Origin of the sequence: Flavobacterium sp. N502536 (assembly GCF_025947345.1) — a bacterium.
Lineage (GTDB): Bacteria > Bacteroidota > Bacteroidia > Flavobacteriales > Flavobacteriaceae > Flavobacterium.
On record NZ_CP110011.1, the window covers coordinates 56,808 to 77,071 of the forward strand.

The following is a 20,264-nucleotide window of genomic DNA, read 5'->3' on the forward strand; positions in this document are numbered from 1 at the left end:
GGACAAATGTCCTATAAAACAGCTTTGCGAATTCGGCTCAGATGCCTTGGCGTAACGCCCAAATAAGAGGCGAGGTATTGCAGCGGAATTTGCTGAATGTAGTTTTTATGATTTTGATAAAGTTCTTCGTAACGCTGGGTTCCTGACAGTTTTTGAAAAGAAATCATTCTTTTTTGCAGCGTCACATATTCAATTTCGGCAATTTTACGGCCTACTTCCTGCCAGTAAATACTCGAGCTGTAAAGCTTCTCTATCCCTTCTTTGTGTATGACCTCGATTTCAGTATCGGTGAGTGCCTGAATGTTTTCTTCTGCCACTTTTTGCGTTATGAAGCTCGAAAACGACCCCATAAATTCATTTTCAAAAGCAAAACAGTTTGTTATTTCATTGCCCTGATGGTTAAAAAAGAAGGATCTTAAAATTCCTTTTTTATCAAAACAATTTCACTACAAACCTGATCTTCTTTCAATAAAAAATCGCCTTTTTTAAGTTTTCGGACAGTAATTAAATCATCCAACTGATCTAATACGTCCTGCGGTAAGTTTTTAATGGACTGAAAAACTGATTTCATGATATTCCCGAAATGAATTAATTTTTAGCAGCAAAAATCCTTTCTATTCTCTTGTCCGGAATAAGCCACAATAAAGCAACGATAAAATAAGCTGCCCCCGAAATCCATTCGTTATAAAACGAAAATACGATTCCCAAAATGTACAAAACGGAAGAAGTATGTCCTTTTACATCGCGTCCTATCGCTTTTGCAAGGTTCGAATTTGTACCTTCATTCAGAATGATAATGCGCTGTAAAATAAAGTATGCAATTGAACACAACAACAATACAGTTCCATACAAAGCCATCGATGCTTTGGCAAAGTTATGCTCACCCATCCATCCGGTTGCCACAGGAATCAATGAAAGCCAAAAGAGCAAATGTAAATTGGCCCAAAGAATTTTTCCATTAACCTTACTGAGGCTATGAATTAAATAATGGTGATTGTTCCAGTAAATACCCACATAAACAAAACTCAAAACATAACTTATGAACTTCGGAATCAGCGGTTTTAAATCGGCGAATTCATGACCTGCCGGTACTTTAATTTCTAAAATCATAATGGTTATGATAATAGCCAATACACCATCACTAAAAGCCTCAAGTCTTGTTTTGTTCATTTATTGTGTTTGTTGGTAAACATTTATTTTTGCCACGAATTAGAACGAATTATTCTTTTTATAATTAAGAATAAAAAATTAAATTTTACCGTAATACATTGCTTTTACGATTCCGTCAGAAAGTCCAATTTTTGGAACGTAAATCTGGCGTGCTCCACTCCATTTCATGGCATTCAGATAAATTCTGGTCGCATGAATAATAACGTCGGCACGATCTGAATTCAGACCCAATTCGGCAATTCTTTGCTCGTAACTTAACGAATTCAGGAAAGCATACTGCGAATTGATATAGATGTACGAAAGCGGTTTTTCCTGCTGTTTTCCGGACATTTTAAACAATTTATTGATGTTTCCACCCGAACCAATCAGGGTGACTTCTTCATAATCTGCGGTATTGGTTTTGATCCATTTTTCGATTTCATCCCAAACCACATCGTGCACCATATTATTTAACAAACGCACAGTTCCGGCTTTGAAAGATCGCGAATTGATCATTTTTCCATCAGAAAACAAGGTAAATTCAGTACTTCCACCACCCACATCCACAAAAAGATAGGTCTCGTCTGTTTTTAGTAAATGATGTAAATCTGTCGAAGCAATAATTGCGGCTTCTTTTTTACCATCAATAATCTCGATTTTTATGTCGGCTTTTTTCTTGATCAGGGCCACAACTTCTTTTGCATTATAGGCCTCGCGCATTGCCGAAGTGGCAAACGCCATATAACGTTCTACTTTATGTACTTTCATCAAAAGGTTGAATGCTCTCATCGCATCCACCATTCGATCTATATTTTCTGCTGAAATTTCTCCTACGGTAAAGGCATCTTGTCCCAAACGAATTGGCACACGAACAAGTGAACTTTTGTTAAACTGAGGTTCTTTCCCATCTTGTTCTACAACATTCGATATCAGTAGCCTCATGGCATTGGATCCAATATCTATCGCTGCAAATTTCCTTATATTAATCATGCTCACTTATGATTTTATTTTTTATTGTTTTTATTAATTGATGTGTTATACCACTTCTTCCTGAACCGTTATTTTATTCTGATAATATTTATACGTTTCAAACTGCGCTCTAAATGGAGCATGGTGATTTCTGGGCTTGTATTTATTATCAAGTTTATAGGAATGATATCTCACTTTAACATTCCCTTTCCACGCAATATTGAAATTGTCTATTAGTTCTTTCTTTATCTGAAGATCATAAATCGGACAGGTGACTTCGACTCTTCCGTCAAGGTTTCGGGTCATGAAATCGGCCGATGAAATATAGACTTCCGTTAATCCTGCATTTCCAAAAATATAAACTCTTGAATGTTCCAGATAATTGTCGACGATACTTATGGCTTCGATGTTTTCGCTCATACCCGGAATTCCCGGAATCAACGAACAAATTCCTCTTACCTGAAGCTGAATTTTAACTCCTGCATTACTGGCTTCGTACAATTTATCGATCATTTTAAAATCAGACAAACTGTTCATTTTTAATTTTATGTGTGTTTTTCTGCCTGCCAGTGCATGCAGAATTTCACGATCGATGAGTTTGATAAATTTTGATCGGGTATAATGCGGGGATACAATTAAATGTTTGTATCGGTGCACCCTGTAGTTGATATCAAAAAACTCGAATATTTTAGAGATGTCTTTCAAAATTTGCTGATGACAGGTAAACAGGGTTACGTCGGTATAAATTTTAGCCGTCGATTCGTTAAAATTCCCGGTTGAAATAAAGCCGTAACGACGTGTTTTGCTGTCTTCTACTCTTTCGATGACACAAATTTTACTGTGTACTTTTAAGCCTTTTATTCCAAAAATAAGATCAATTCCTTCTGTCTGCATTTGCTCGGCATAGGAAATATTGGATGCCTCATCAAATCGTGCCTGAAGCTCGATCTGAACGGTTACTTTTTTACCATTTTTCGCTGCATTAATCAAAGAACTGATAATCTGTGAGTTCTTTGCCAAACGGTATAATGTAATTTTTATACTGGTTACTTTTGGATCTAAAGCGGCTTCACGCAAAAACTTTGTCAGATACGAAAAGGACTGGTATGGAGCATGCAGCAAATAATCTTTTTTACTGATTTTTTCCAAAATACTGCCTTCAAGACTCAAGCCCGGAATTGGCAAAGGTTCGTTTGGCTTGTACAGCAAATCGTATCTTCCCAAATTGGGAAAACTCATATAATCACGTCGGTTATGATAACGTCCACCCGGAATTATACTGTCGGTTTCTACAATTTTCATTTTATCCAAAAAGAAACGCAAGGTATCTTCTTCGATTAAGTTGTCGTAAATAAAGCGAACGGGCTCTCCTATTCTTCTGTCTTTTACAGAGGATGCAATTTTTTCGAGCATACTCTTACTCAAATCACTATCGATATCCAGCTGGGCATCGCGTGTAATTTTGATCATGTGTGCCGAAACGCTTTTATAATCAAAAATATTGAAGATGTTTTTCAGATTGTAACGAATTACATCGTCAATCAATATCACATACTGCTTGTCACTTTCCGATGGCAGGACTACAAATCGGTTTATGGTTTTTGGAATTTCAATAACAGCGTAGCGCACTTCATCGTTGGTATTCATTTCCAATCGAACAGCCAAATAACCCAGGGTATCTTTAAGAACCGGAAATTCAGCCAGATCGTTTAAGATAATGGTCACCAGTTCAGGGCTTAACTTCTCTAAAAAAAAGTCTTTCAGATAGCTTTCCTGCTCTTTTGTAATTTGATCTTCATTGATGATAAAAATATTTTCGGCTTCGAGTTCTGCTTCGATATTGCCTAAAATACGCAAACTTTCAGATTGTTGCTGAATAACAATTTCGGTAATGTCTTTAATGAGCTGGTGTGCCGAAACTCCACCTAAATATTTTTCACCGGAAATTCCGGAAAGACTTAATCTTCGAATTGCAGCATAACGGACTCTGAAAAATTCATCTAAATTATTTGAAAAAATTCCAACAAAACGCAACCTGTCTAAAAGTGGAACCGAATTATCTCCAGCTTCCTGAAGTACTCTTGCATTAAACGCCAACCAACTTTTTTCTCTATCGATATATTTCTGTTCGTACACTTTATTTATTTTAAATCTTTGGGGAAAATTGTTTTATGAGTTTTACCTTTATTAATGGTGTTCCAACTGTCTGCATCAAACTGTAGTGATACAAAGCCTGAAGTAGGTACATTTTCGATAAAAACATCCCCAAATTTATTAACAAAATTTGTAATAGCCTCGTTATGTCCGAAAAGAATAACGCTTTCAAAACTATTATCACATGATTTGATAACTTTTTCGAGCTGTTTGTCATCAAAGGTATAAAGGTCGTCTTTATAAACGATACTTTCTATAGGATAAGAAATATTTTGCGCAAAAATAAGTGCCGTTTCTAAAGCTCTCGCCGCAGTACTACTCCACATGATATAGGTTTTAGGAAGAAACTTTGAAATCGTTGCCGATACTTCATGTGCATCTAAAATTCCTTTTTTCATCAATGGTCTGTCGAAATCTTTTAACGGGGCTTCCCAACTTGATTTTGCATGGCGTATTAAAATTAAGTTTTTCATAAGCTGAAGGTTTACATTCCTCATTAAAAGAGGTTGGTTTTTTATTGAACTTCTAATTTACAAAAGAAATCTTAAACCTTTTCTTTTTTTTATTTCTGTTAACATTTCAACAAAATTTTTAACGACGAACTGAAAAGTAAAAATCTAAAATCCTTAACAAAGGAAAACTTTCCTTATTTAACAAAAAGTGTTCTTCATCTATTAAATCAGACACTTAGTCGATATTTTCCATATTCATAAAAAATTAACCAAATAATTGATTATTAATCACTTACAAGAATCAAAAAGCAGCCTTTTTAACAAATAAAACAAAAAATTAGCCTCCATTTTTTTGTCAGAAATGGCAAAAAAAAGTGTTTTTTGCCCCCTTATTTAACAAAAAAAATACACTTCAACGAGTTTTTAGGTTAGTTGCGGAGAAAAAAAATCAAAAGTAATTACACGTTATAACTTTGATTCTGTTAAAATATCACAAGTACTTTCAAAAACAAAATCCTAAAATATGAAAACTAAAACTACTCTTCAAGAAGTGGGAAATTTCATTAAATGTGGTAAGTATATTTTCCCTTTTCACCAAAACATTCAACATGATGTCTTTTCTAAAATTAACTTAAAATCTTTATTGATTTTAATTTTAGGATTAACAATGTATTCTTCGGCAGTTTTTGCTCAGGAGATCCCTGTTAGGATTGGAAATACTATTTCATCAACTAAACTAACTTCCAAGACAGCAAAAACGGCAGCCACAACCGAAGCTGTTAGTGCTCTGGCAGCTGTTGCCGGTTCAATTGATGTTGCCAATCCTGCTGCAGGCTACAATGGTTATAATGCCGATCAGCTTGTTCGTAATGTATTAACGTCTGGCTGTTTAACCATCGACAATGTTCGCTTTGGTTATTACAGAAGAAACAATAACAACACCTGGACCTGGGTAAATCATACCTGGTCTTCGACTGCCGGAGACCGACAATTGGGGTACTACAGCAAAGGAACTTCTACATTCCCAATAGACGAAGGGCTTCTTTTGTCTACAGGGAAAATCAGTTCAGCCATGGGACCTAATACGTACACCAACAGGTCTGATGAAATGGTAAACGAAGCGAGTGATCCTGATTTGGCTGGAATTGCCGGCAGAACCATGCACGATGCCTCCATATTAGAATTCAATTTTATTCCGGACGGAAATCTTGTAGAGTTTAAATTTATTTTTGCATCTGAAGAGTATCTGGAATATGTAAATACGCAATTTAATGATGCTTTTGGATTCTTTTTAAGCGGCACCGGAATTACCGGGACGTATACCAATAATGCGATTAATCTTGCCCAATTACCAAATGGTGATGCGGTAACCATAAACAACATACACTCTGCCGGAACTAACGTAAATAATGTTGCGTTCCCGGCAGTAAACGACGCTTACTACTTAAACAATCCTCCTGGTTCTACCACTATGGAATATGATGGTTCAACTGTTGTTCTTACTGCTACTTATGCTGTTACACCTGGAAATACTTATAAAATAAAAATGGCTATTGCCGATGCATCAGATCAAAGATGGGATGCCGGTGTGTTTTTGAAAGCAAAAAGTTTTGCGACAAACACTCTGGTTATTACTAATCCTGCCCCTGTATGCGTTAATGGTACAGCAAACCTTACTTTGCCAGCAGTTACTGCAGGAAGTACTGCCGGACTTACTTATACGTACTGGCAGGATGCTGCAGCAACTATTCCTTATAACACTCCAACTGCAGCGCCAGTGGGGACTTATTACATTAAAGGTACAAATGTACAATCGGGCTGTTCTGATACGAAACCGGTTGTTGTGAGTCAGACCAATATTGTGATTACCGAAACTGCCGGTTCACATGTTGATGTAAAATGTAAAGGAACTACAACCGGATCAGCTACTGTAACAGCTACGGGAGGAACTGCACCTTATACCTATTCCTGGGCACCATCAGGTGGATCAGCAGCAACGGCTTCGAATTTAGCCGCAGGAACTTATACTGTAACCGCTACTGATTCAAAAGGATGTACCGGTACCAAACAAATAATTATTACGGAGCCAGCAGCTATCTTGACTGCAACCACTTCGCAAACCAACGTACTTTGTAATGCCGGAACTACAGGTTCTGCAACCGCTACTCCTGCCGGAGGAACTGGGCCTTACACCTATTCCTGGGCACCATCGGGCGGATCGGCAGCAACAGCTTCTAATTTAGCAGCTGGAACGTATACCGTAACGATTAAAGATGCGAATCTTTGTACGATAACCAAAACGGTTACCATTACAGAACCAACGGCGCTAACTGCTACCACGACACAAACCAACGTACTTTGTAAATCTGCAACAACAGGTTCTGCAACTGTAACTCCTGCGGGAGGAACAGGAGCTTACACGTACTCTTGGGCACCATCTGGAGGTTCAGCAGCAACAGCTTCTAATTTAGCAGCAGGAACGTATACGGTGACGATTAAAGATGCGAATCTTTGTACAATAACCAAAACGGTTACCATTACAGAGCCTGCAAATGCCTTGACTGCAACCTCTACGCAAACCAACGTACTTTGTACATCTGCAACAACAGGTTCTGCAACCGTGACTCCTACCGGAGGAACAGGAGCTTACACTTACTCTTGGGCACCATCAGGTGGATCAGCAGCGACAGCTTCTAATTTAGCAGCGGGAACTTATACGGTGACGATTAAAGACGCTAATCTTTGTACAATAACCAAAACAGTTACCATTACAGAGCCTGCAAATGCCTTGACTGCAACCACTACCCAAACCAACGTACTTTGTACATCTGCAACAACAGGTTCAGCAACCGTTACTCCTACGGGAGGAACAGGAGCTTACACGTACTCTTGGGCACCATCAGGTGGATCAGCAGCGACAGCTTCTAATTTAGCCGCAGGAACTTATACCGTGACGATTAAAGATGCGAACCTTTGTACGATAACCAAAACGGTTACCATTACAGAGCCTGCAAATGCCTTGACTGCAACCACTTCACAAACGAATGTAGCTTGTAATGCCGGAACTACAGGTTCTGCAACTGTGACTCCTACCGGAGGAACAGGAGCTTACACTTACTCTTGGGCACCATCTGGAGGTTCAGCAGCAACGGCTTCAAATTTAGCAGCAGGAACTTATACCGTGACGATTAAAGATGCTAATCTTTGTACGATAACTAAAACAGTTACCATTACAGAACCAACGGCACTAACCGCTACAACCACACAAACCAACGTACTTTGTAAATCTGCAACAACAGGTTCTGCAACCGTAACTCCAGCAGGAGGAACAGGAGCTTACACGTACTCTTGGGCACCATCAGGCGGATCGGCAGCAACAGCTTCTAATTTAGCCGCAGGAACTTATACCGTGACGATTAAAGATGCTAATCTTTGTACAATCACCAAAACAGTTACTATTACAGAGCCTGCAAATGCCTTGACTGCAACCACTACGCAAACTAATGTACTTTGTAATGCCGGGACTACTGGTTCTGCAACCGTGACTCCTGCTGGAGGAACCGGAGCGTATACTTACTCTTGGGCACCATCAGGTGGATCAGCAGCAACAGCTTCTAATTTAGCAGCCGGAACATATACCGTGACGATTAAAGATGCGAATCTTTGTACCATTACAAAAACAGTAACGATTACAGAGCCAACGGCGCTAACCGCAACAACTACACAAACCAATGTGGCTTGTAATGCCGGAAATACAGGTTCTGCAACAGTGACTCCAACAGGAGGAACTGGAGCGTATACTTACTCTTGGGCACCATCAGGTGGATCAGCTGCAACAGCTTCTAATTTAGCAGCAGGAACATATACGGTAACTATTAAAGATGCGAACCTTTGTGCCATTACTAAAACAGTTACCATCACGGAATCATCTACTTTGACCGCAACAACCACACAAACTAATGTGGCTTGTAATGCCGGAACGACAGGTTCTGCAACCGTAACTGTTGCCGGAGGAACTCCAGGTTATACTTACTCTTGGGCACCATCAGGTGGATCAGCTGCAACAGCTTCTAATTTAGCAGCCGGAACCTATACGGTAACGATTAAAGATGCCAATCTTTGTACCCTTACTAAAACAGTAACGATTACAGAGCCAACTGCTTTGACTGCTACAACCTCACAAACTAATGTGGCTTGTAATGCCGGAACTACAGGTTCTGCAACTGTGACTCCTGCAGGAGGAACAGGAGCGTATACCTACTCTTGGGCACCATCTGGAGGTTCAGCAGCAACGGCTTCTAATTTAGCAGCAGGAACGTATACGGTGACGATTAAAGATGCAAACCTTTGTACCATTACTAAAACAGTAACGATTACAGAGCCAACTGCATTGACCGCAACAACTTCACAAACCAATGTGGCTTGTAATGACGGAACAACAGGTTCTGCAACAGTAACTGCTGCCGGAGGAACCGGAGCGTATACCTACTCTTGGGCACCATCTGGAGGATCAGCAGCAACAGCCTCTAATTTAGCGGCAGGAACTTATACCGTGACTATTAAAGATGCCAACCTTTGTACGATTACTAAAACCGTTACCATAACAGAGCCAACGGCGCTGACCGCTACAACTACACAAACCAATGTGGCTTGTAATGCCGGAGCTACAGGTTCTGCGACAGTGACTGCTGCCGGAGGAACCGGAGCCTATACGTACTCTTGGGCACCATCTGGAGGTTCAGCGGCAACAGCTTCTAATTTAGCGGCAGGAACATATACCGTAACGATTAAAGATGCGAACCTTTGTACCATTACTAAAACCGTTACCATCACGGAATCATCTACTTTGACCGCTACAACCTCACAAACTAATGTGGCTTGTAATGCCGGAACTACAGGTTCTGCAACCGTAACTGTTTCCGGAGGAACTCCTGGTTATACTTACTCCTGGGCACCATCAGGTGGTTCAGCAGCAACAGCTTCTAATTTGGCAGCGGGAACTTATACCGTGACTATTAAAGACGCTAATCTTTGTACCCTTATTAAAACCGTTACCATAACAGAACCAACGGCGCTGACCGCTACAACTTCACAAACCAATGTGGCTTGTAATGCCGGAACTACAGGTTCTGCAACTGTAACTGCTGCCGGAGGAACCGGAGCGTATACATACTCTTGGGCACCATCAGGTGGATCAGCTGCAACAGCTTCAAATTTGGCAGCAGGAACTTATACGGTGACTATTAAAGATGCTAATCTTTGTACCCTTACTAAAACAGTAACGATTACAGAACCAACTGCTTTGACTGCAACAACTACACAAACTAATGTGGCTTGTAATGCCGGAACTACAGGTTCTGCAACTGTAACTGCTGCCGGAGGAACCGGAGCATATACATACTCTTGGGCACCATCTGGAGGCTCAGCAGCAACAGCTTCTAATTTAGCAGCCGGAACCTATACCGTAACTATTAAAGATGCTAACCTTTGTACGATTACTAAAACCGTTACCATAACAGAACCAACTGCACTAACCGCAACAACCTCACAAATTAATGTGGCTTGTAATGCCGGAGCTACAGGTTCTGCAACCGTAACTGCCGCCGGAGGAACCGGAGCGTATACCTACTCTTGGGCACCATCTGGAGGTTCAGCAGCAACAGCTTCTAACTTAGCTGCAGGAACATATACCGTAACTATTAAAGATGCTAATCTTTGTTCAATAACAAAAACAGTAACGATTACAGAGCCAACTGTATTAACAGCCACTACTTCACAAACCAATGTAGGCTGTGGAGGTGACAATACAGGATCTGCTACCATTACTGTTTCCGGTGGAACTCCAGGTTATACTTACTTGTGGTCTCCATCTGGCGGAACTGCTGCTACAGCAAATGCACTTGTTGCCGGAACTTATACGGTGACTGCAACAGATGCGAACTCTTGTACCATAACGAAATCGGTTACTATTATTGATGGAGATTCTACTAAACCAATCATAGATCCTCTACCACAAAGTACTACTATTAATTGTCCTGCAACACCAGTATTTGCAACTGCTACTGCAACGGATAACAATGGCGTGATTTCATCATTAACTTATACAGATGTAATTACTCCGGGTGGATGCGCGGGTTCTTACACTCAAACCAGAACCTGGACCGCTGTTGATGCCTGTGGAAATGTTTCACTTCCTGTGAGCCAGGTTATTGTTGTACAAGATATTTCTGCTCCAACATGGTCTACTCAAACTGCTTCTTTGGATAAAACTATCGAATGTAGTGATACAGCAGCCTTAACTTCTGCACAAGCCTTGTTCCCAACGGCAACTGATGCTTGTGATACCAATGTTTCAAACATTGTAAAAGTAAGCGGTGCTTTTGTAGCCTCTCAAGGTTGTTCTAATGCAGGAACCTATACCAATACCTGGACAGTAAAAGACGATTGCGGAAATACTTCGGATACTTTCACTCAGGTGATTACCATTCAGGATACTTCTAAACCAACATGGTCTACTCCAACTGCTTCTTTAGACAAAACTATAGAATGTAGTGATACAGCAGCCTTAACTTCTGCACAAGCCTTGTTCCCAACGGCAACTGATGCTTGTGATACCGATGTTTCAAACCTTGTAAAAGTAAGCGGTGCTTTTGTAGCCTCTCAAGGTTGTGCCAATTCAGGAACTTATACTAACACTTGGACAGTAAAAGACGATTGTGGAAATACTTCGGATACTTTCACTCAGGTGATTACTATTCAGGATACTTCTAAACCAACATGGTCTACTCCAACTGCTTCTTTAAACAAAACTTTAGAATGTAGTGATACAGCAGCCTTAACTTCTGCACAAGCCTTGTTTCCAACAGCAACTGATGCTTGTGATACCGATGTTTCAAACCTTGTAAAAGTAAGCGGTGCTTTTGTAGCTTCTGAAAGTTGTTCTAATGCAGGAACCTATACCAATACCTGGACGGTAAAAGACGATTGCGGAAATACTTCTGATACTTTCACTCAGGTGATTACCATTCAGGATACTACAAAACCAACCTTTACCGGAACGTTACCTGCCGACATTACTGTTTCCTGTGATGCTGTTCCGCAGCCTGCAAATATGGAAGCCTCTGACAATTGCAATGGCAACTTACCAATTGTTTTCAGTGAAACAAAAAGTAATATTGAAAATCAATGTGCTACAAATTATACTTTAACCCGTAAATGGACGACCAGTGATTGTGGTGGAAATACCATTTCTTACACTCAAATTATAACTGTAAGAGACACTACTCCGCCTACAGGAACAGCTCCTCTTAATGTAGCCAATTTGCAAACTATCGCTAATATTCCTGCCGGAAATCCAAGTGACATCAAAGACGCTAAGGATAATTGCAGCAGTACAGTTAACATTACAGTAAGTGACACTAACAATGGCGGAAGCGGCTGCGACGGAAGTCCTTACATCCTGACCAGAAGCTATACCCTAACCGATTGTGCAGGAAATAAAACCGTACTGGTACAAACCTTTACAGTAGCCAATACAGTTTCGGTAAGCGGAGTGGCTACCAATGTGAACTGTCTGGACGGAAAAACCGGTTCAATTCTGGTAACCAATAGTCCTGGTTCGACTGTGGTAATTAGAAACGCTAACAACGAAATTGTTGGAAACACCAATTTACCAGCCGGAACATACACACTTACAGCAACATCGCCTGTAAACAATCAGAATCAAACGTGTACGGCTACGGCAACAGTTACGATTACTGCAACTCCTAGTGGAACAACAACGATCAGCAGTAAAGCCTGTAACGATGATTCGACTCTTATAAACTTGTTATCCTTATTACCGGAAAACACTCCTACTACAGGAACCTGGGTGGACAACAATAATACCAACAGCATACAAGGAAATAATTTTAATCCTTTTGGTCTGGCGCTGGGCACTTATACCTTCGAATACAGAATACCGGATACATTCTGCCCAAGAACTATTGTACTGAATATGGAAGTAAATGATGATTGTAAAGTACTTGCCTGTGGAAGCGTAGTCGTTCATAACGCCTTCTCGCCTAACGGAGACGGAATCAATGATATCTTCAAAATAGACAGTATTGACGATACCACTTGTTATCCTGAAAATGATGTAGAGATTTACAACCGCTGGGGAGTATTGGTATTTGAAACACATAATTACAACAATCAAACCAATGCCTTTGATGGAATTTCAAGAGGCCGAACTACCGTCAAACAATCTGACGGACTACCAACAGGAACTTATTTCTATATTATTAATTATAAATCATTGGACGGAAATAATGTGCTTCAAAACAATAAAAAAGATGGGTACTTATATCTATCAAAATAAGAAAGAAAAAATATATTCTATTGTATCACAAACACATAAAGAAGCTTTTTACAATTAATTAATAAAAAAATCCTTATTTTTGAATATACAAATGCATAGACTTTTTTTCGATTTTCTTGGATAAAAAGTAGTACTAATGAAAATAATAAATACCACTATGAGAACAAAATTATTTTTCTTCGTCATTATGTTTGTAACAATTGCTGGTTATGCCCAACAGGATGCACAATTTACGCAATACATGTACAATACCATAAACATCAATCCCGCTTATGCCGGATCACGAGGAGCTTTAAGTGTTTTTGGATTGTACCGCACCCAATGGGTTGGACTCGACGGGGCACCTGAAACCAGCGCTTTCTCTGTAAATAGCCCGATAAACAACAGTAATCTGGGAGTAGGAGCCTCTTTAGTAAACGACAAAATTGGTCCAACCAATGAAAATAACATTTCTGTCGACCTCTCTTATACTGTTCAAACCTCAGCCGATTTTAAACTTTCGTTTGGTATTAAGGGAACAGCAAACCTGTTCAATCTTGATGTCAGCAAATTAAATCCGGAGAGCCAGGGAGATCCACAGTTTCAGGATCTAAACAATAAGTTTTCACCAAATGTGGGGGCCGGAGTCTACTGGCATTCTGATAAAGCTTATATCGGTTTGTCTGTACCCAACTTTATCGAAACCAATCGGTTTGATGATAACGACTATGCCATTTATAAAGATAAAATCAATTATTACTTAATAGCCGGTTATGTGTTTGATTTAGATCAATACCAATACATCAAATTCAAACCTGCTTTACTGACCAAAATGGTTGAGGGAGCACCGCTTCAGGTAGACGTTTCTGCAAACTTTATGTTTATGGACAAACTTGTGGTTGGACTAGCGTATCGTTGGAGTGCTTCAATAAGCGCCATGGTAGGGTTTCAAATAACCGACGGCCTTTATCTTGGTTATGGTTACGATCGTGAAACCACCCGACTGAACAACTATAATTCGGGATCACATGAGATATTCCTGCGTTACGAATTCTTCAAAAACAATGGTAAAATGACAACGCCACGTTTCTTCTAAAAATAATGATTATGAAAAATTATATACTCCTTTGCTTAACAATTATCTGTTCTTTTTCATTCGGCAGTTATGCGCAACAATCGAAAATTAATACTGCTGATAAAAACTACGATAATTATGCGTATATCAACGCTATTAAAACCTACGAACGTGTAGCCGATAAAGGGTACAAATCAGACGATTTGTTTAAGAAGCTCGGAAATTCTTACTACTTCAACTCTAACTTTGAAGCAGCCGCGAAATGGTATGGTGAATTATTTGCCATGAATACCGCTGTTGAGCCTGAGTATTACTATCGATATGCACAATGCTTGAAATCGACCGGGCAAACAGCTAAGGCTGCTAAAATCATGGAAGAGTTCGCGGCTAAATCGAAAAACGACGACAGAGCGAAATTATACGCCGAAGATGTAAACTATCTCGACAAAATTAAAGCCAATTCAGGCCGATACAAAATCGAAGATGCCGGAATCAATTCTAAATATTCCGACTACAGTTCTTTTGTGTACAATGGTAAAATATATTTTGCCTCTGCCAGAGATACCGGAAACTTTTCACAGCGCAAACACAAATGGACCGGAGAGTATTTTACTAATCTGTATTTTGCCGATACTGACCCTGCTTCCAACAGTGTTGTTAAGGTCAATAAATTTAAAACATCCCTAAATACGAAGTTTCACGAATCTTCTCCTGCTTTTACAAAAGACGGAAAAACGGTTTATTTTACGCGAAACAATTACATCAATGGTAAAAAAGGAAAAGATGACAACAAAATTACTTTAATCAAAATATACAAAGCTACTCTTGAAAACGGAAAGTGGACCAATATCACGACACTTCCTTTTGACAGCGACAATTACAGTACCGCACATCCGGCATTGAGTCCTGATGAAAAAACACTGTACTTTGCCTCTGATATGCCCGGAACTGTGGGACAATCTGATATTTACAAGGTGAGTATTAACGGAGACAGTAGTTATGGTACACCTCAAAACTTAGGAAAAACCATTAACACCCAAGGGAAAGAAACCTTCCCGTATGTGACCAGTGATAATGAAATTTACTTTGCTTCTGATGGGCATCCCGGTCTGGGAGGATTGGATGTTTTTGTGGGTAAAATTGAAGATAACGGAACCATTAGCAGCATTCAGAATCTTGGAGCAGATGTCAATTCGCCAAAAGATGATTTTGCCTATATTATTGATCCCGCTTCCAGAATAGGCTATTTCAGCTCTAATAAAGATGGCGGACAGGGTTCTGATGATATTTACAAATTCCTTGAGACCCGAAGACTACAATGCATCCAGGAGTTAAATGGAGTGATTACAGATGCCGAAACCTTAGCGATTTTACCAAATACAAAACTAACGTTGTACGACAATCAGGGAGCGGTAAAAAACAATACCATTTCAGATGCTACAGGTTTTTACAGTTTTCCGGTCGAATGCGGAAAAACGTATAATGTAAGAGCTGAAAAAGAAGATTATACTACCAAAGAAATAAACATCACTATTGGCAAACTTACCGGAAAAACGAGTCTTCCTATTGCTTTGGATAAAGCAACCTGCAAAGTCACCATTGGTGATGATTTAGGAAAATGTTTTGGTATTAAAATGATCTATTTTGATCTGGACAAATCAAATATTCGTACCGAAGCTGCTCTGGATCTGGAGAAAATACTTGATGTACTAAACAGTCATCCAACGATGAAACTTGATATTCGTTCGCATACCGACAGCCGTGCTACACACAAATACAATGCGGCCTTGTCTGATAGAAGAGCAAAATCAACTATTGCATGGCTGGTTAAAAACGGAGTCGCTAAAAACAGACTAACCGGAAAAGGATATGGAGAAACCCAACTGGTAAATGGCTGTTCTGATGGCGTACCTTGTACGGAAGAACAACATCAAATGAACAGAAGAAGCGAATTTATTATTACAGCCTTGTAAACTTTAATATTTTAAAAATTCAAATTCCAAATTCCAAAACCCGGTTCGGGAACTTTGGAATTTGGAATTTCTTTTTTTGGAATTTGCTTTTTGGAATTTGGAATTTGCTTTTTGGAATTTGTCTTTCGTAAAAATATTGGCACAAAAAAAATCGTTGCAATTCTGTGAATTACAACGATACATAAAAACTAACCAGTCCAAAATTCTCTTTACATCTTCACAAAGATGTTTGTATAGTATTTTTTACCTGTTTGAGGATCAATAGAAACTGATAGACCAAAGTGGGTATAATCTCCTTCGATATTTGCTTTATGTCCTGGGCTATCCAGCCAGGCTCTTAAAGCTGCTTCTGAAGTTTTATAATTGTAAGCAACGTTCTCGCCTACTTTTTTAGCTCCTAAAACACTCATGATATTATTAGAACGAGAAGTAAAATCATTATGATCAACCACATTGTTTGCGATCATGTACTTGTTATGCTCTTCGCATTTAAAGGAAACGTGATTTACTCTTTGCAGCGCATTAAGACCGATACTTACCCGATAGTCATTGATAAGTTTCATAGATTCGATTTCTGAATCATTGTACGTGTAGCTGGCAACAACCGTTTCGGTTTTAGTACCGTTTTCGGTAGCCTCTGCACTATCCGATGAACAGGAGCTCATTGCAACAAGTACGAAAACTATTGCAACGAACCTCATGTTATGCATCATCTTTCTCATAATCACATAGTAGTTTAACTTTTAAAGTAGATGTTGGGGCAAATCCTTTAAATTCTTTATTTAGACAAATTGATCTGTTATATTTTCTTACTCAAACATATCAAATCTACCGGTAAACTACAAAAATAATCGATGAACTACATAACAATTCTATATTAACATGTGTTTTTCTTACAAATTAAGACGATAGTCGTTCAATCTTCCACGAAAAGTCAGACTGACTCTGATAACGAATCCTGTCGTGCAATCTGTTGGGCCTTCCCTGCCAGAATTCTACCTCTAAAGGAGTTACTAAAAAGCCTCCCCAATTTTCAGGTCTCGGAATGTGTTTTCCTTCAAATTCTTTCTCTAATTTTTTCAAATTTTCTTCCAGAAAAGTTCGGGACGGGATCACTTCACTTTGCTTCGAAACAATCGCTCCGAGCTTGCTTCCGTCGGGACGAGAATCAAAATAACCATCAGATATGTTCTCCGCTGTTCGGGTGGCGATTCCTTTTATAATTACCTGACGTTCCATTTCCTGCCAGAAAAAAGACAAACAAACATGGGGGTTCGCTGTTATTGCTTTTCCCTTTTCTGAATCGTAGTTGGTATAAAAAATAAAACCTTCCTCTGAAAATTTCTTCAACAACACTACTCTGGATTTTGGAAAACCGTCCAACCCAATTGTTGAAACAGTCATAGCATTGACTTCTCCATTTCCGCCAAAATCTTCTACCTCATGAAACCATCGGTTAAAAAGATTAATTGGATCTTCCGGAATATTCGTTTCTAATAACTCACTCTTTTCGTAAGATTTTCTATAATTGCTTAAATCGTTCATAATTGCTGATTTTAGATTGTAGACTTTAGATTTTTACTTTGATTTATGAATACACGTAACCATTGGTAATTCATCCTCAAAAAACTCAAAACTCAAAACTCAAAACTTCTTCCATCATCTCCTAAGAGAACGTTTGGAAAAACAGTTTCAGCTTCTTCTTTAAAACGTTCGATACCATCGTATCGCGTTGAGTAATGCCCGAGTATCAATTGTTTTGCATTTGCTTTAAGAGCAATGGTCGCTGCTTCTTTTGCGGTTGAATGCAGCGTTTTCTGTGCTAATGCCGCTTCTGACTCCAAAAAAGTAGCTTCGTGGTATAAGACATCAACATCCTTTATTAAAGGAAGTACAGCTTCATAATAGGCGGTATCCGAGCAAAAAGCATAACTCATTGCAGGAATTGGATCAAAGGACAGCTTTTCGTTTTTTATTACAGTGCTATCATCCAGTGTAACATCGCCGCCGCCTTTTATTTTTTGATAGTACGCCGTATGAATATCATATTGCTGCACGGCTTCAACATTCAATTTTCGATCACCGGGTTTTTCCTGAAATAAAAATCCGTTGGTATACACACGATGTTTTAACGGAATCGTTTTTACAATAACCTTGCTGTCTTCAAAAATAACTTCGCTCTCTGTTGATTCTAATTCATGAAAAAACAAATCATAACTCGTCCAGGAATTGGACAATCTCAATTGCAAAGTAATAATCTCCTTCACTCCTTTCGGTCCATAAACATGTAAATCAGTCGTACGGCCTAAAAGCGCAAAAGTTGAGATCGTACCAATTAATCCATAAAGATGATCCCCATGCAAATGCGAAATAAAAATATGATTTATTTTAGAGAATTTAATTTTGTTCTTGCGCAGCTGTACCTGAGTTCCTTCACCGCAATCAATTAAAAACATTCTGTTTTTAATCTCTAAAACCTGCGAAGTCGGATTGGTAATTGTTCTGGGAGTTGCGGCATAACAGCCTAGTATGGTAAGCTTCATTTTAGATTGTTGATTTTAGATTTTAGATTGAATATATATTTTAGATTTCAACATTCAAAATCTAAAATCTGAACTCTAAAATCTACAATTAAAACCCGAGGTCTCTTTCAATTTCTTCCATTTCGATAATGTCATGTGCTTCCAAAAGTGATGGAACCACTAGTAATTTATCTGAAACAGCATTAAAGTCAAGATCAGAAACTACTACTACAAATGATTTTTTGGCTTTTTTCTGTTGTTTGGCCAAAGGCAGAAAAAGCTTTACTTCTTTTTCAGAAACATCAGTATCTGCAGACAAATCGATTATAATATTTTGTTTTTCAAAGGTTTTAAACTGTTGCGTTACTTTTTCCAAAAAAGCATTAAAATCTCCCTGGGTATCTTTAATGGTAACGGTATGTCCTTTTTGATCTACTTTCATCTTCTAATTTATAGGCTCTGTTAGAGAGCTAAGGTACGATTTTTTTGTGGTTTCAGGTTTCAAGTTTCAGGTTTCAGGTTTTATAACGTTCAGCTTATCGAACTTGAAACAAAAAAACTTGAAACAAAAAAATAAAAACTACTGAATCTTAGAAGCCAATAAATAAATAACGGCCATTCTGATCGCGACACCATTTTCAACCTGATTCAAAATCACGGAATGGTCTGAGTCTGCTACTTCAGAAGTTATCTCTACCCCTCTGTTGATTGGTCCCGGGTGCATGATTACGATTTCTTTTCCAAGAGAATCCAGTAAGGGTTTATCTACTCCGTACTGTTGTGCATATTCGCGTGTAGAAGGAAAAAAGTTTACATCCATACGTTCGTTTTGTACGCGAAGCATGTTGGCAACATCACACCATTCTAAAGCTTTACGCAAATTTGGTTCAACCGTAACACCAAGCGATTCGATGTATCTTGGAATCAGTGTTTTTGGACCGCAAACTTTTACTTCGGCTCCCTGCATCTTCAAAGCATATATATTGGACAAAGCCACTCTTGAATGCAGAATATCACCTACAATAACTACTTTTTTTCCGGCCACATCGCCTAATTTTTCTCTAATCGAGTAACTGTCTAATAAAGCTTGTGTTGGGTGCTCGTGTGCTCCGTCTCCGGCGTTCACGATACTGGCTTTGACATTTTTGGATAAAAAATAAGCCGCTCCGGGGTTGGAGTGGCGCATTACAACCATATCAACTTTCATTGAAAGGATATTATTTACAGTATCAATCAGGGTCTCTCCTTTTTTGACCGAAGACTGAGCTGCCGAAAAACTAATCACATCAGCAGAGAGTCTTTTTTGTGCCAACTCAAAAGAAAGTTTTGTTCTGGTACTGTTTTCAAAGAAAATATTGGCAATGGTAATATCTCGTAATGAAGGAACTTTTTTAATGGGTCTGTTAATGACTTCTTTAAAATGATCGGCAGTTTCAAAAATCAGGTTAATATCATTTTCATTGATATATTTAATTCCTAATAAGTGATTTACGCTTAATTCTTTCATTGTGTTTGTTTATATATTTATTTGTTTAATCGTTCAATCGCTTTCTTTACGACTAAATAGTTGACCGATTTAACGGTTCAACTATTTTTTAATTTCACTAATCATTTAATCGTTTGGCTTTTCCG

14 protein-coding genes are annotated in these 20,264 nt (G+C 38.8%); 3 read left to right on the forward strand and 11 right to left on the reverse strand.

Going from position 1 to position 20,264, the window contains the following annotated elements; translation table 11 throughout:
- Positions 1-11: 11 nt before the first annotated feature.
- The 6 genes from OLM61_RS00250 to OLM61_RS00275 all read right to left on the reverse strand — a co-directional run bounded on the left by OLM61_RS00250 (position 12) and on the right by OLM61_RS00275 (position 4,745).
- Positions 12-350, reverse strand: coding sequence for a Crp/Fnr family transcriptional regulator (locus OLM61_RS00250; protein ID WP_264524553.1), 339 nt, complete (start codon positions 348-350; stop codon positions 12-14).
- A gap of 65 nt (positions 351-415) precedes the next feature.
- Positions 416-571, reverse strand: a complete 156-nt coding sequence (locus OLM61_RS00255) for a hypothetical protein (RefSeq protein ID WP_264524554.1) — start codon at positions 569-571, stop codon at positions 416-418.
- A 17-nt stretch (positions 572-588) separates the two neighbouring features.
- On the reverse strand, positions 589-1,170 hold the full coding sequence (locus OLM61_RS00260) for a TMEM175 family protein (RefSeq protein ID WP_264524555.1): 582 nt from the start codon (positions 1,168-1,170) through the stop codon (positions 589-591).
- Positions 1,171-1,248: 78 nt separating this feature from the next.
- Positions 1,249-2,139, reverse strand: a complete 891-nt coding sequence (locus OLM61_RS00265; RefSeq protein WP_264524556.1) for a Ppx/GppA phosphatase family protein — start codon at positions 2,137-2,139, stop codon at positions 1,249-1,251.
- 45 nt (positions 2,140-2,184) lie between these two features.
- Entirely contained in the window at positions 2,185-4,254 is a 2,070-nt protein-coding gene (gene ppk1 / locus OLM61_RS00270) for a polyphosphate kinase 1 (RefSeq protein WP_264524557.1), read from the reverse strand.
- Positions 4,255-4,259: 5 nt separating this feature from the next.
- The gene (locus tag OLM61_RS00275; RefSeq protein WP_173964568.1) at positions 4,260-4,745 is read right to left on the reverse strand and encodes a SixA phosphatase family protein; all 486 of its coding nucleotides are present in this window, start codon (positions 4,743-4,745) and stop codon (positions 4,260-4,262) included.
- Positions 4,746-5,247: 502 nt separating this feature from the next.
- Between OLM61_RS00275 and OLM61_RS00280 the strand changes: the two genes are divergently transcribed.
- The 3 genes from OLM61_RS00280 (at position 5,248) to OLM61_RS00290 (ending at position 16,110) form a co-directional block, all read left to right on the forward strand.
- The gene (locus tag OLM61_RS00280) at positions 5,248-13,083 is read left to right on the forward strand and encodes a choice-of-anchor L domain-containing protein (protein WP_264524558.1); all 7,836 of its coding nucleotides are present in this window, start codon (positions 5,248-5,250) and stop codon (positions 13,081-13,083) included.
- Positions 13,084-13,240: 157 nt separating this feature from the next.
- Positions 13,241-14,158, forward strand: a complete 918-nt coding sequence (locus OLM61_RS00285; protein WP_264526344.1) for a type IX secretion system membrane protein PorP/SprF — start codon at positions 13,241-13,243, stop codon at positions 14,156-14,158.
- An 11-nt stretch (positions 14,159-14,169) separates the two neighbouring features.
- Positions 14,170-16,110: an OmpA family protein gene (locus tag OLM61_RS00290; RefSeq protein WP_264524559.1), complete on the forward strand. Its 1,941-nt coding sequence runs from the start codon at positions 14,170-14,172 to the stop codon at positions 16,108-16,110.
- A 209-nt stretch (positions 16,111-16,319) separates the two neighbouring features.
- On the opposite strand, the gene OLM61_RS00295 is transcribed toward OLM61_RS00290, so the two are convergent.
- The 5 genes from OLM61_RS00295 to OLM61_RS00315 all read right to left on the reverse strand — a co-directional run bounded on the left by OLM61_RS00295 (position 16,320) and on the right by OLM61_RS00315 (position 20,139).
- Complete coding sequence (locus OLM61_RS00295) at positions 16,320-16,832, reverse strand: CAP domain-containing protein (RefSeq protein WP_264524560.1); 513 nt, start codon at positions 16,830-16,832, stop codon at positions 16,320-16,322.
- A gap of 178 nt (positions 16,833-17,010) precedes the next feature.
- Positions 17,011-17,655 carry a pyridoxamine 5'-phosphate oxidase gene (gene pdxH / locus OLM61_RS00300; protein ID WP_264524561.1) on the reverse strand — a complete coding sequence of 215 codons (645 nt, stop codon included), beginning with the start codon at positions 17,653-17,655 and terminating at the stop codon, positions 17,011-17,013.
- A 92-nt stretch (positions 17,656-17,747) separates the two neighbouring features.
- Positions 17,748-18,653: a ribonuclease Z gene (locus OLM61_RS00305; RefSeq protein ID WP_264524562.1), complete on the reverse strand. Its 906-nt coding sequence runs from the start codon at positions 18,651-18,653 to the stop codon at positions 17,748-17,750.
- 88 nt (positions 18,654-18,741) lie between these two features.
- A complete protein-coding gene (locus tag OLM61_RS00310) occupies positions 18,742-19,074 on the reverse strand; it encodes a ribonuclease Z (protein WP_264524563.1) in 333 nt (110 codons plus the stop codon).
- Between the two features lie 138 nt (positions 19,075-19,212).
- Positions 19,213-20,139: an aspartate carbamoyltransferase catalytic subunit gene (locus OLM61_RS00315; RefSeq protein ID WP_007805228.1), complete on the reverse strand. Its 927-nt coding sequence runs from the start codon at positions 20,137-20,139 to the stop codon at positions 19,213-19,215.
- Positions 20,140-20,264 lie beyond the last annotated feature (125 nt).